Annotated in this window: 10 protein-coding genes; 3 read left to right on the top strand and 7 right to left on the bottom strand. The window is 56.3% G+C overall.

The annotated features are described in order from the left end of the window. Positions 1 to 83 precede the first annotated feature (83 nt). From DYU11_RS23465 to DYU11_RS23455, 3 genes are all read right to left on the bottom strand, one after another. Complete coding sequence (locus tag DYU11_RS23465; protein WP_119670165.1) at positions 84 to 1,688, bottom strand: aldehyde dehydrogenase (NADP(+)); 1,605 nt, start codon at positions 1,686 to 1,688, stop codon at positions 84 to 86. Between the two features lie 69 nt (positions 1,689 to 1,757). Beyond that, positions 1,758 to 2,693 (bottom strand): TIM barrel protein, encoded by a 936-nt coding sequence (locus DYU11_RS23460; RefSeq protein WP_119670164.1) that lies wholly within the window; start codon positions 2,691 to 2,693, stop codon positions 1,758 to 1,760. Between the two features lie 90 nt (positions 2,694 to 2,783). Further along, positions 2,784 to 3,173, bottom strand: coding sequence for a DUF1801 domain-containing protein (locus tag DYU11_RS23455; protein WP_119670163.1), 390 nt, complete (start codon positions 3,171 to 3,173; stop codon positions 2,784 to 2,786). Between the two features lie 73 nt (positions 3,174 to 3,246). On the opposite strand from DYU11_RS23455, the gene DYU11_RS23450 reads away from it, so the two are divergent. Next, on the top strand, positions 3,247 to 4,425 hold the full coding sequence (locus DYU11_RS23450) for an efflux RND transporter periplasmic adaptor subunit (protein ID WP_119670162.1): 1,179 nt from the start codon (positions 3,247 to 3,249) through the stop codon (positions 4,423 to 4,425). A gap of 98 nt (positions 4,426 to 4,523) precedes the next feature. Further along, positions 4,524 to 7,658 (top strand): efflux RND transporter permease subunit, encoded by a 3,135-nt coding sequence (locus DYU11_RS23445; protein ID WP_119670161.1) that lies wholly within the window; start codon positions 4,524 to 4,526, stop codon positions 7,656 to 7,658. A 152-nt stretch (positions 7,659 to 7,810) separates the two neighbouring features. Here the strand turns inward: DYU11_RS23445 and DYU11_RS23440 are convergent, their stop codons facing one another. From DYU11_RS23440 to DYU11_RS23430, 3 genes are all read right to left on the bottom strand, one after another. After that, positions 7,811 to 8,224 carry a DUF3471 domain-containing protein gene (locus tag DYU11_RS23440; RefSeq protein WP_119670160.1) on the bottom strand — a complete coding sequence of 138 codons (414 nt, stop codon included), beginning with the start codon at positions 8,222 to 8,224 and terminating at the stop codon, positions 7,811 to 7,813. Positions 8,225 to 8,470: 246 nt separating this feature from the next. Next, positions 8,471 to 9,763: a sensor histidine kinase gene (locus DYU11_RS23435; RefSeq protein WP_119670159.1), complete on the bottom strand. Its 1,293-nt coding sequence runs from the start codon at positions 9,761 to 9,763 to the stop codon at positions 8,471 to 8,473. A 19-nt stretch (positions 9,764 to 9,782) separates the two neighbouring features. After that, on the bottom strand, positions 9,783 to 11,156 hold the full coding sequence (locus DYU11_RS23430) for a sigma-54-dependent transcriptional regulator (RefSeq protein WP_119670158.1): 1,374 nt from the start codon (positions 11,154 to 11,156) through the stop codon (positions 9,783 to 9,785). 182 nt (positions 11,157 to 11,338) lie between these two features. On the opposite strand from DYU11_RS23430, the gene DYU11_RS23420 reads away from it, so the two are divergent. After that, on the top strand, positions 11,339 to 11,704 hold the full coding sequence (locus DYU11_RS23420) for a four helix bundle protein (RefSeq protein ID WP_119670157.1): 366 nt from the start codon (positions 11,339 to 11,341) through the stop codon (positions 11,702 to 11,704). Between the two features lie 88 nt (positions 11,705 to 11,792). On the opposite strand, the gene DYU11_RS23415 is transcribed toward DYU11_RS23420, so the two are convergent. Further along, on the bottom strand, positions 11,793 to 12,986 hold the full coding sequence (locus DYU11_RS23415; protein ID WP_119670156.1) for an ABC transporter permease: 1,194 nt from the start codon (positions 12,984 to 12,986) through the stop codon (positions 11,793 to 11,795). Between the last annotated feature and the right edge of the window lie 73 nt (positions 12,987 to 13,059).

Below are 13,059 nucleotides of genomic sequence, written 5' to 3'. Positions count from 1 at the left end.
ACACCCAATACCAAAGCTTTTTTTGTGAAAACTACCCCAAACCCCTGAAGGACGGTCGACCGTCCTTCAGGGGTTTGTGATAATTATAGACTCTTCTTCGTCAGCTCCCCATCCACATTCCGCCAGATGCCGAGTGGGTTAGCGTTCTGCAAGGCCGCGGGCAGCAGCGCATCTGGAAAACTCTGGTACGATACGGGCCGAACAAACCGCAGAATAGCCGCCGTGCCGACCGAGGTAGTACGGCTGTCGGTAGTGGCCGGGAACGGTCCGCCGTGCGTCATGGCTTCGCAGACCTCAACGCCGGTGGGGAAGCCGCCGAACAGTACCCGGCCGGCTTTTTCCTGAAGCAGCGTTACCCAGTCAAACGCCGATTGCTGTAGTTCGTCGGCCGTTGCGTAGAGCGTCGCCGTCAGCTGGCCTTCCAGCGAGTTCAGGCAGTCGGCCAGTTCCGCTTCCGTGCTGCAGACGATAACCAGCGAACTCGGACCGAACACCTCTTCGGCCAAGGCTTCGTTGCTCAGAAACAACGGGGCGGTCGTACTGAGCAGGGCCGGACGGCCTTCCGTGCGGCTGGCTTCGGCCGGAACCTCGCCTTCGGCCACCAGATGCACCCCGGGCAATACGTGCAGTTGCTGAATGCTTTTTTCGTACGCCTGCCGGATGCGGCTGTTCAGCATGGTGGCCGGTGCCGTAGCGCGGACTTCCTGCGCAACCGTTTCCATAAACGACTCCGTCTGCGGAGAATCGAGCAGAAATACCAGCCCCGGGTTGGTGCAGAACTGCCCAACGCCCAGCGTAACGGAAGCCGCCAGCCCTTTGGCTACTTTTTCGGCGTTTTCGCGGATGGCCCCCGGAAAAACAACCACCGGGTTTACCGCGCTCATCTCGGCATAGACCGGAATGGGTTCCGGTCGCGACTGCGCTACCCTGAGCAGGGCCAGACCGCCCCCCCGTGAACCGGTAAACCCAACCGCTTTCACGGCCGGATGGGCCACCAGACTCTGTGCTACTTCATTATCGGCGTGCAGCAGGGAGAAAACGCCTTCCGGCATACCGGTTTTCTGCGCGGCCGTTACGATAGCACGACCCACCAGCGACGACGTACCGGGGTGCGACGGGTGCGCTTTCACGATCACCGGGCAGCCGGCCGCGAGCGCCGAGGCCGTATCGCCACCACCTACGGAAAAAGCCAGCGGGAAATTACTGGCACCGAACACAACCACCGGGCCGAGCGCGACCAGCATCCGGCGAATATCGGGGCGGGGCAGGGGCTGGCGGTCGGGCAGGGCCGGGTTGATGCGGGCGTCGACCCACGATCCTTCGCGCACGAGCCGGGCAAACAGCCGGAGCTGGCCCGTCGTGCGGCCCCGCTCGCCGGTAATCCGTCCCGTGGGCAGGCCACTTTCCAGAACGGCCCGCTCGATCAGCTCGTCGCCAAGAGCCTCGATTTCGTCGGCGATGGCTTCCAGAAAACCAGCCCGTTCGGTTGGTGTCAGTTTGGCATACGTAGCAAACGCATCGGCCGCCTTCTGCACGGCCTGATCGGCCTGGGCGGTCGATACGTTCGTAAATTCGTCGGATAGTCGGTCGTCCTGCGCCGGGGCATAGGCGAAAAAAACATCCCCTTCACCCGGCACCTCGTCGGTACCAATGAAATTAACCCCAAGTGAGCGCTCTGTAGCTTGCATACGATTGGTCAAAAGTTTCGTGAATCAGGCCGTAGCCGTTCCAATCAGAACGGCTACGGCAAAGGTAGGTTATACGAGGGGGCCGACGCGTTCCAGCAGCGCCTTTGTTTTTTTGATGCCCTCGTATTCATCCAGTTTTTCGCCTTCGTATTCAATACCGGCGATACCCCGGAAGCCGCTGTCTTTAACAATTTTCAGGATGCGGTTATAGTCGGTTTCAACGCAGTTGCCGCTGGCGTCAAACTCGTGCGTTTTAGCGCTGACGCCCTTGGCAAACGGCATCATCTCCGCTACGCCTTTGTAGCGGTCATATTCCTCGACGCACTTGCCACCCCACTCGGTACCTTCGCTGCGTTTGACGCAGAAATTACCAAAGTCGGGCAGGGTACCGACGTTTTTCATATTTACCTGCTTCATAACCCCCGACAGCCACTGGCCGTTGGACGAGTATCCTCCGTGATTTTCAACGATTATGTTGATGTTCATCGGCTTGGCGAATTCACCCAGTTTACCCAGGCCTTCAACGGCGGCTTTGGCTACGTCTTCGGCAGAGCCACGTCCGAACGAGTTTACCCGGATGGTTTTGCAGCCGAGGTATTTGGCACACTCCACCCACTTTTTGTGTTTCTCCACGGCTTCGTTGCGCTTGGCGGCATCCGTTTCGGCCAGCCCGCCTTCGCCGTCGATCATGATGAGGTGATTCGTAACCCCGTTGTCTTTGCAGCGTTTGAGGAGATCGTTCAGGTACGCTTTGTCCTGCGCTTTGTCCATGAAAAACTGATTGACGTATTCGACAATGCTGATGCCGAATTCATTTTTTGCAACCGCCGGGAAGTCGAGGTTGGTCAGCTTGCCCGCCCGGATGGATTTGTGCAGCGACCACTCGGCCAGCGAAATATCGAAAAACATTTTTTTTGCGGTCGGTTCAGCAAAAACCGCAGGTAACGCAGCCATACCCGCCAACGCGCCGGTGGCTTGCTTCAGAAAAGATCGACGGTCCGTCATCGTGATAGATCAATTTTAGATTATACCGGGAAAAGATTGAAAATGCCAGCTTTTACCGATGTATGCAGTCGCATAAATGCGGTTAAACTATTAAGTTCGCTTTTTACGGGACGTAACGGGCTTTTGTGGCTGCGTTTCATTCAGCAGCAAGGCTTCGTGCAGATACGTCAGAAAGAGGTCTTCGTCGGCATCGGTCAGTGAACGGACCACGAGTGACTTGATGGTTTTCCGGCCGCGGTCGTCGAGTCGTCCGGCTTCGTCGGGCAGTTCGGTACCCCGCAGGAAGGCCACATCAATGGATTCGCCGTTGCGCAGTACGTTAAAATAGCAGACATATTGATTTCGATAGGTATAAAAAGGCACGTTCCAGCTTATTTTCTCGGTGACGCCCGGCGCTGCGTTCAGAATCAACTGACGTAGTCGTCGAAGCAGCACCTGACAGGCAGGAAGTTGGTTAACTATGTAATCGTCGACCGTCATAATCCGTGGTGTTCGATAACAAAAGACAGATTTACCCCGTTAAAAAACAAGTTGACGTTTTAAAACGCATACCGTGAAAAGATGGATTGCAGTCGGCCTCGTCGCGATAGTAGTCGGCGGGATTTTTGTGTACAATAAGTATTTCCGTCCGGGCGCCCGCACAGGCGAAGGCCCGGCCGAATCGGCTGCGGCCGGCGGCAACAAAGCCGGTGGTGCTGCGGCATCCGGCGGCCGTGGAGCTGGTCGGGGCGGTGGCGGCCCGACGAGTGTGAACGGGTTTGTCGTCGTGGCTCAGCGTTTGAAAGAAGAGGTCGTATCCAGCGGCTCGCTGCTGCCTAACGAACAGGTCGATATTTACCCCGAAATCTCGGCGCGCATCACGCAACTGAATATCCGGGAAGGCCAGCCCGTAGCCAAAGGGGCGCTGCTGGTCAAATTGTTCGATGCCGACCTGCGGGCGCAGCTGGAAAAGCTGCGGGCTCAGGAAGAAAACGCCCGCCGAACCGAAGAACGGAACAAGCAACTGCTGGATCGGGGGGGCATCAGCCAGCAGGAGTATGATATCGTCACGACGAATCTGCGGAGTACCCAGGCCGATATTGATCTGGTGAAGGCTAACCTGCAGCGTACCGAAATCCGGGCGCCGTTCTCGGGCGTGATTGGCCTGCGAAACGTCAGCCAGGGCGCCTTCGTATCGCCCAATACGCTCATTGCCCGTCTGCAACAGATTTCTTCCCTGAAACTTGATTTTTCAATTCCCGAACGGTACGGCTCGGCGGTTCGTCCGGGGAGTTCCGTTTCGTTTCAGGTCGATGGAGCCAACCAGCCGGGGCAGGGGTCCGTCTACGCCATTGAGCCGGGGGTTGAACAGGAGACCCGTAACCTGCGGATTCGGGCGCGCGTAAATAATGCGTCGGCGCAGCTGCGCCCTGGAACGTTTGCCCGGGTAACGCTCGTTATTCAGAATGAACGGAGTCTGGTCGTTCCGACGCAGGCCGTTATTCCACAAACGCGCACCCGCCAGGTCATTGTTATCAAGAACGGAAAAGCCGAGTTTCGCGACGTAACCACGGGCCTTCGGACGGCCAGCGCCATCCAGATTCTGTCGGGCGTTCAGGCCGGCGACACGGTGGCTACCACCGGTCTGTTGTTTTTGAAGCAGGATTCCCCCGTGAAAGTCGCCAGGGTCATAACCCTGTCGGGATCAAATACCAATGCTGGGGCCAACCCGAACAAAGTGGCAAGCCGCTAGACGTTGCGTTGAGCGACTCCGGCCAGATCATAATTACCTAAATATGATTATTGTAAACTAAAACTGTTAACCGATAATCGTAAACACAAAGACATTGTATGAGTCTCCCCGAATTGAGCCTTAACCGCCCCGTGCTGGCCATGGTGATGTCGATCATCATTGTGCTGTTCGGCATTATTGGCTTTACGTTCCTCGGCGTTCGGGAATACCCGGCCATTGACCCGCCGATTATTACGGTGCGCACAAACTACACCGGTGCGAACCCCGACATTGTGGAGTCGCAGATTACGGAGCCCATCGAGAAGTCGCTGAACAGCATCGAAGGCATCCGGACGATCTCGTCGAACAGTGCGCTGGGTGCCAGTACGATCACGGTTGAGTTTGAACTGGGTGCGGATCTGGAACGGGCAGCCAACGACGTGCGCGATAAGGTATCGCAGGCGCAGCGCCAGTTACCCCAGGACATCGACGCGCCCCCGGTGGTGACTAAAGCCGACGCCAACTCGGACCCGATTATTTTCATGACGGTGCAGAGTACGACGCGCAACCCGACGCAGTTGTCGGACTACGCCGAGAACGTTCTGCAGGAGCGGCTCCAGACCATTCCCGGCGTCAGCCAGGCCACCATCTACGGCCTGAAGCGCCAGGCTATGCGGCTCTGGATTGACCCGATCAAACTGTCGGCCTACCGCCTGACGACCCAGGACATCCAGAACGCGCTGACGGCTCAGAACGTCGAGTTGCCGGGGGGGAAAGTTTACGGAAATGCTACTGAATTAACCGTGAAAGCGGTTGGACGACTGCTTTCCGAAGCGGATTTCAATAACCTGATTCTTCGGCAGACCAACGACCAGATTGTTCGCTTCAAGGACATTGGGCGGGCCGAACTGGGTGCCGAAAACGAAGAGACGCAGTCAAAGCAGAACGGAGCCCAGGGCGTTATTCTGGTTCTGATTCCGCAGCCGGGTGCCAACTACGTTACCATTGCCGACGAGTTTTACAAACGGTTCGACCAGCTCAAAAAAGACCTGCCGGAAGACATTATCGTGACGGTCGGTATTGACCGGAGTACGTTCATCCGGCGCGCTATCGAAGAGGTAGGCGAAACGCTCATCATCTCGTTCGTGCTGGTTGTACTGGTCATTTACCTGTTCTTCCGCGACTGGCTGATTGCCTTCCGACCGCTGATCGACATTCCCGTGTCGCTGATCGGGGCGTTTTTCATTATGTACATCGCCGACTTCAGTATCAACGTCCTGACCTTGCTCGGGATCGTGCTGGCAACGGGTCTGGTGGTGGACGATGGTATCGTGGTGACGGAGAACATCTTCAAGAAGATCGAGCAGGGGATGGATACGAAGCAGGCGGCCCGGGAAGGCTCGAATGAGATTTTCTTCGCCGTTCTGGCAACGTCCATTACGCTCGCGATCGTGTTCCTGCCGATCATCTTCCTGCAGGGCTTCGTTGGCCGGTTGTTCCGGGAGTTTGGGATTGTGGTGGCCGGGGCCGTGTTGATTTCGGCGTTCGTGTCCCTGACCCTGACGCCGGTGCTGAGCGTGAAACTGACCAGCAAGGATCACGGCCGGGGATCGTGGTTTTACCGAAAAACGGAGCCATTCTTCCAATGGCTCGACCGGTCGTACCGCAACTCGCTGGAGCGGTTTATGCGCAAGCGCCGGTGGGCGTTTGGAATGATTGTCGGCTGTCTGATTATCATCTTCGGATTAGGTTCGACGCTGAAGTCGGAGCTGGCTCCGCTCGAAGACCGTGGCCGGGTCCGGATTCCGATTACGGCCCCGGAAGGAACAAGTTTTGAATCAACGGCCAACATTACCGACCGGGTCAGCCAGTTCGTGCTGGATTCCATACCGGAGAGCCAACTGACGTTTAGTGTCGTGGCTCCAGGGTTTTCGGGCGCCGGGGCCGTTAACTCCAGTTTCGTCATCGTAAACCTGGTTGAGCCTTCTCAACGGGAACGATCACAGCAGGACATTGTCGACTTTCTGACCAGAGGGCTGCGCCGGTTCAGCGAAGCCCGGATGTTCCCGACCCAGGAAGAAACCATTCAGGTTGGTCGCCGTGGGGGTGGTCTGCCGGTGCAGTTTGTGATTCAGAACCTGAACTTCGAAAAGCTCCGGGAGAAACTACCGATATTCCTCGAAGAGGTACAGAAAGACCCGACGTTCCAGAACTCCGACGTTGACCTCAAATTCAATAAGCCGGAACTGAACATCAGTATAGACCGCGAAAAAGCAACCAGCCTGGGAATTTCGGTGCAGGACGTAGCGCAGACGCTGCAGCTGGCGCTCAGTAACCGGCGACTGGCTTACTTCCTGATGAACGGGAAGCAGTATCAGGTGATCGGTCAGGTAGACCGGGCTGATCGCGACGAACCCGTCGATCTGGGGTCGTTCTACATCCGCAGCAGTTCGGGTCAGTTAATCCAGCTGGATAACCTGGTGAAGTTTGAAGAGGTGAGTAGCCCTCCGCAGGTTTATCACTATAACCGGTTTAAGTCGGCGACCGTATCGGCCAGTCTGTCGCCGGGTAAGACAATCGGCGACGGCGTTGCTGCCATGAATGCCATTGCCGCCCGCACACTCGATGATACGTTCCAGACGGCTCTGTCGGGTTCTTCACGCGACTACGCCGAAAGTTCGTCGAACACCCTGTTCGCCTTTGGTCTGGCTCTGATTCTGGTGTACCTGATTCTGGCGGCTCAGTTCGATTCGTTCGTCGATCCGTTTATCATCATGATGACGGTACCGCTGGCCATGGCTGGTGCGGTATTGTCGCTGTGGCTGTTTGGTCAGACGCTGAACATTTTCAGCCAGATCGGTATCATCATGCTGGTGGGACTGGTGACGAAAAACGGTATCCTGATCGTGGAGTTTGCCAATGAACAGCGACTGGAAGGTAAGAACAAGATGGAAGCTGCGCTGGAGTCGGCAGCCATGCGCTTACGGCCTATTCTGATGACGACGCTCGTGGCTGCGTTTGGGGCGCTTCCGCTGGCACTTGCCCTAGGTTCTGCGGCAAAGAGCCGGATTCCGCTGGGTATCGTGATCGTGGGCGGGCTGTTGTTCTCGCTGGTCCTGACCCTCTACGTCGTACCGGTTATTTACACGTACATGAGCCGCCGGAAAGATGTGGAGCAGCGTCCGCTGCCGCAACCCGACGGCCGTCCGACGGGCGATTCCCGAAAGCCGGAAGAAATGGAGGTGAAGATATAAGCCGACCAACGGCTTACAACATACAGGCGGCCCGGACTAGTCCGGGCCGCCTTTTTCATGGAACCTAGTTGGTGCGTAATGAATCGGGAAAAGTCCGATTGATTACTGAGTCGTGACTTGCCGTAACGAGGGAAACACAAACCCGTCGCCGGTCAGGGTTTATCTTTGGTTGCCGTGGCTTCCTGCCCCATCAGTTTAATCAACAGACTGGTTACAGCCTTCGACGTTGCATCCCGGTTAAACACAATGATGGACCCATACGAACTGGTCGACTTATACGTATCGGGTTCTGCCTGTTTCAGGAGTTTGTTGCTGCCGTAGCTGTCGGCTTCGCCATACAGTTCGCCGTCTTTAACGGTGATGGTAAACTTCTGAAGCTGGCCCCCGCTCGGAAAGCTGTACGTTCCGGCGTAGGCCTGAAGGTCGTCGGCAGATGGTTTGGCCGGGTTGTCGATGCGCCTGAACGTAGTTCGGCTTTGAAGCTGTTCAGTCGACGGTTGAGCCAGGGTGTAGCCCGTCGTTGTCAGGCAGACCGCCAATAGCAGGAGGGAAGTCAACGGTTTCATGGATAATTCGGGTTTGCTGGAATAAACTTAACGTGAATTAGGGCCAGGCATTTGATCCATCTAAGCCCATTTTTGTCATCCCGACGGCAGGAGGGATCTTTGGTAAACGGAAGCAAACAGAGCCTCACCCTAAGATCCCTCCTTACGTCGGGATGACAAAAATGGAACAACGTGTCAGCTGTCCTGGATTAAGCTGGCATGTATCGATAATTCACGTTAAACTTACTAATTTCCTGATAAGCAAAATCAGGAGGTCTGGTGAATAATCGTAAACTCGGTCCAGCCTTCAGCGTTCGTTTTCAGTGAAAACGGAAATCCGTGATTAACCAGTATGTCGCGGGTCAGTGTCAAACCGATGCCCTGACCATCGGGTTTGGTGCTGAAAAACGGGTTGAACAGATTTGCGGCAGTCTCGTCGGGGATGGGCGCGCCGTTGTCGCGCACGGTCAGTACGTATTCGTCAACCACTACCTCAACCGCATGGCCCATGCGGCTCGCTTCGATGGCGTTTTTGATAACGTTGACCAGCACCTGTTCAAGCTGTCCGGTGTCGATGGCCCGGACAATAGGGGTTCGGTAGGGCAGGCACTGCAACGCAACCCCCCGGGCTTCAGCCTGGGGCTGCATCAGCTGCGTAACGTCGCGGGCCAGTTCGTTCAGATCGGCAGGCTGTTTGTTCGGCTGCGGCAGCCGGACCACATCGGCGAACCGGCGCATGAAATAGTTCAGCCGGTTGTTGCGGTCGATGGCCACCCGCAGCGCATGTTTGAGGTCGCCTTCTTCGGGGCGATCCATCGTCGACTGCGTTACGTCCAGAATGGAGTTTACGGCCCCGATGGAGTTGTTGACTTCGTGCGCCATCATGCGGATTACCTTGCCGTATGCCTTCTTCTCCGTCTCCAGAATCTCGCCCGTCAGTTCCTCAATCATCAGAAACGAACGCCGGAAACCCCGGTCCATGAGGTACGATTTCTGAATCTTGTACGTCTCGATGCCGTTGGTCTTGATCGTGCGGGCTTCTCCGTCTTCAAGGCCGGCCAGCGACGATAGAATCGGGTGGTCGATATCGGCTAAGGTACGCTGTTCCAGTTGGGGCAGGGAAAGTTGCAGCAGCCGGCTGGCCCGGGGGTTGATGATCGCGATACGGTCGTCAAAGTCGAAAATCAGAATGGCGATGGGGGCGGCTTCAATTAGCTTTTCGAGGAAAAATTGCTGTTCCATTTGTTTCGTTCGTTCGGTCCGTAACTGGTCGATCATCAGGTTATACACGTCAATCAGCTGATCGATCTCAAGGTTGCCGGTCGGCACAAACTTGATGGTGAAATCTTTGTCTTTGATGGCTTCAATACCCGAAGCGATGAAGTCGGATGGCCGGCGGAACTCGCGGTACAGCTGAACAGCGATACCGGCCGACACCAGGACCAGCACCTCGGCTGCAATGAACAGCGCTTTGTTGTCCTCCAGCAGCCGAAAGGTCAGGTAAATGATAACCGCGTGAACGGCAAGAATGTACAGTAAAAAGCGGGTACGGAAGCTCATAAACTCAGCTTAATCCTGGTCAGGATTCGTCGGTAGTATACGGAATGTCAAACTTCTCCAGTCGCCGGTAGAGTGCGAACCGCGTGATGCCCAGCGCCCGGGCGACCTTCGCTACGCGGTTGTTGTGGAACTCCATGGCCCGGCGAATCATCTGGTATTCCATTTCTTCCAGCGTCATGGTTCCTACGGGAGGCAATGGGCTGAAGGCTGCGGGCGTGGGGCCTGAAGTAAGGTGTTTCTCAAAGTCAGCAATCGCTAATTCATCACTAATCGAAAGCAGGACGGCCCGCTCGACGATGTTTTTCAGTTGCCGGATGTTGCCGGGCAGCGACAGGTTTTTCAGCCAGGTCAGGGCGGCCGGATTGACACGCAGATCCGGGCGGCCGTAGATCGTTTTCAGGTTGTTGACAAAGAACTCGACCAGCGTCGGGATGTCGCCAGGACGTTCGCGCAGGGCGGGTAACTTCACCGTAATGAGGTTGATCCGGTAGAACAGGTCCTCGCGGAAGGTGCCCCGGGCAACCATCTCTTCCAGGTTCCGGTTGGTCGCGCAGATCACCCGTACGTCAACGGTTTTGCTTTTGCTGCTGCCCAGAGGCTCAAACGTCCGGTCCTGCAGCACGCGGAGGAGCTTTACCTGACTCGACGCGTCCAGATCACCAATTTCATCCAGGAAGATGCTGCCTTTGTTAGCCAGTTCAAACCGCCCGATCCGGTCGGATTTAGCGTCGGTAAACGCACCTCGTACGTGACCGAACAGCTCGCTCTCGAAGAGGGTCGACGAAATGCCGCCCAGGTTGACCTTAACGAACGGCTGGCGTTTCCGGCGGCTGTTCTGATGAACGGCTTCGGCAATCAACTCTTTACCAGTGCCGCTTTCGCCGGTAATCAGCACCGGAGCGTCGGTAGGGGCTACACGGCCGATCGTAGCCAGGATGTCGAGCAGCTTGGGATCTTCGCCGACGATGTGGTCAAACTGATACTGCTGGTCGAGCCGTCGGCGGTTGGGGGATGCTGGTTTTGTCTGGGCCAGGTTCAGCGCCGTTCGGGCCGATTGCAGGAGGTGGTCGTTCTGCCAGGGTTTCGTAATAAAATCCCGGGCACCGGCTTTCATCCCTTCGACGGCGAGTTCGATGCTACCCCAGCCCGTAATGAGAATGACCGGTACGTTGGGTACGCGCTCCCGGATTTCGCGCAGGAGCCGCAGGCCGTCGTTGCCGGACGTATCGACCGAGAAGTTCATGTCCAGCAGGATCAGCTCGGGCGTTTCGTCGGCCAGCACCTCGCGGGTTTCAAAGGGACCATCAGCAACGCGCACCGCAAAGCCCTCCTTCCGAAACAGGAGCGAAAGCGAGGTTTGAACCGCTATGTCGTCGTCGATGATCAGGAGCATGGGAGGAGGGGCTGGGGCTGGGGTTGCAGGGGTGGCTGGGGTTGCAGGGGTGGCTGGGGTTGCTGGGGTTGCTGGGGTTGCAGGGGTGGCTGGGATAGCTGGGGTTGCAAGGGTGGCTGGGGTTGCAGGGATGGCTGAGTTGGTGTAGCTTGCTGACTAACGATTAACTTGTACAAAATAACATGAATCAAAAACTATTTCGGTTTGAGGATTTGGCTATCTGGCAGACATCCATCGAAGTGGGCGACGAGTTGTATAGCATTGCGGATACTTTGGAAGCAAAACGTCTGTACCGGTTTGCAGAGCAACTTCGTGGTGCTGCCATGAGTATTTCAAATAATATAGCAGAAGGATCTGGGTCTGCTTCTGCCAATGAGTTTCGTCAGTTTCTCAACTATGCTCGTCGGTCCTGCTACGAGTGCGCCAATATTCTGGTAGTTGTTCAACGTCGTAATCAGATAGACGAAAACGAGAAACAACGCCTATTCATTGACCTTGCAAACTTAAGCCGCAAAATATATAACTTCCAGCAATCAATTCGCATATGACCCCGCCACCCAGCGCGCTGCATCCTCGCACCTCCCTGCCATCCCCGCAACCCCCGCCATCCCTGCTACCTCCAAACCCCCTGCCACTTCACTCCTCATGCAACGCCACTGCCGGCTGGATCTCCGCGGCCTGGCGGCTGGGGAACACAGCGCAGAGCGTAACGATCAGGTAGATAACCACAACGGATAGGACGATGGCCGTAATGTACACATCGGCCTTGAGGTCAAATACGTTCATCAGCGGAAACTGAACGGCGAAGAGCAGGCCAATCAGCAGACCAAACGTAGCAAGTACCCAGATTTCGCCGACGAACTGCTTCGAGATACCGTTGCCGGTAGCACCTAAAGCCCGGCGTAAACCAATCTCCGACCGGCGCTTGGTGATGCTGACGTTCAGGACGCCGAATAAACCGAGCGCTACGTTGATCAGCAGGAAGCCGCTGATGATCAGGAAGATGGTGACCGGTACGAGTGTGATGTTATGCGTTGACTGCCGCTGGTTTTCCATGTACGACACTTCGATGTTCCAGTCCTTCGTCAGCATACCGAGGTCTTTGGTCAGTTGAGCTTCAAACGAAGCGTCGGTGCCGGGCTTCACCTTGATCAGTGCCGTTCGGGTGTACGAGCGGGCTTCGCCTTTATTCAGCTGAAACAGCCCCGGTGCATTGGTCATGTATTCACCCTGCGTTTTGAAGTTGCCGATGACGCCCACAATCGTGAAGTAATCTTCCTTCTTGTGCTTGTCGCCGGGACCGCCGAAGGTAATCTGTTTTCCGAGGGCCGGCTCATCCCCAAACAGGGCTTCTTTGAGCGGGGTGTTGATCACCATCGTCCGGACATCCGCCGACTCGTCGGATTTATTGAACCAGCGGCCTTCCAGCACCGGTACGTTCAGGGTCTTCGCCATGTCCAGGTCTGTCCGGTACTGGTTGGACAGGGTCCGGGCATTGCCGTTCGTTACGTCGCCGTTGGACATGTTCATGGTGTACGGCGCGTTGCTGCTGAACAGCGTGGTCGATTCCACCTGCGGATACGTCTGGATGCGTTCTTTAACCCGCTGCATAACCTCCCCGACGGTTGAATCGGGCTGGTCGCGGGCGTTGAAGTTGAGCGTCCAGACGTTCTCATAAGCAAAACCGATGGGCTCCTGGTAGTTGCGCAGGTTAAAGACGATCAGGCTGGTTACGCCGAAGAGAACCAGAAACGAAGCGATAATCTCCACAATCAGCAGCGTGTGGGTCCGCTTCTTATTCCACATTAATTTGAATAAATGAGTCAGCATGGGTTGTTAAGGTTTATGAGTTGCGTGGGGGTTGGGGCTTGGGGCAGGGGTGCTGCGCGCAGGGATAGCGGGG

It is taken from the genome of Fibrisoma montanum (genome assembly GCF_003583365.1).
Taxonomy (GTDB): Bacteria; Bacteroidota; Bacteroidia; order Cytophagales; family Spirosomataceae; genus Fibrisoma; species Fibrisoma montanum.
Note: the sequence above shows the minus strand (reverse complement) of the source record. Positions and strands in the feature narration are given on the sequence as shown.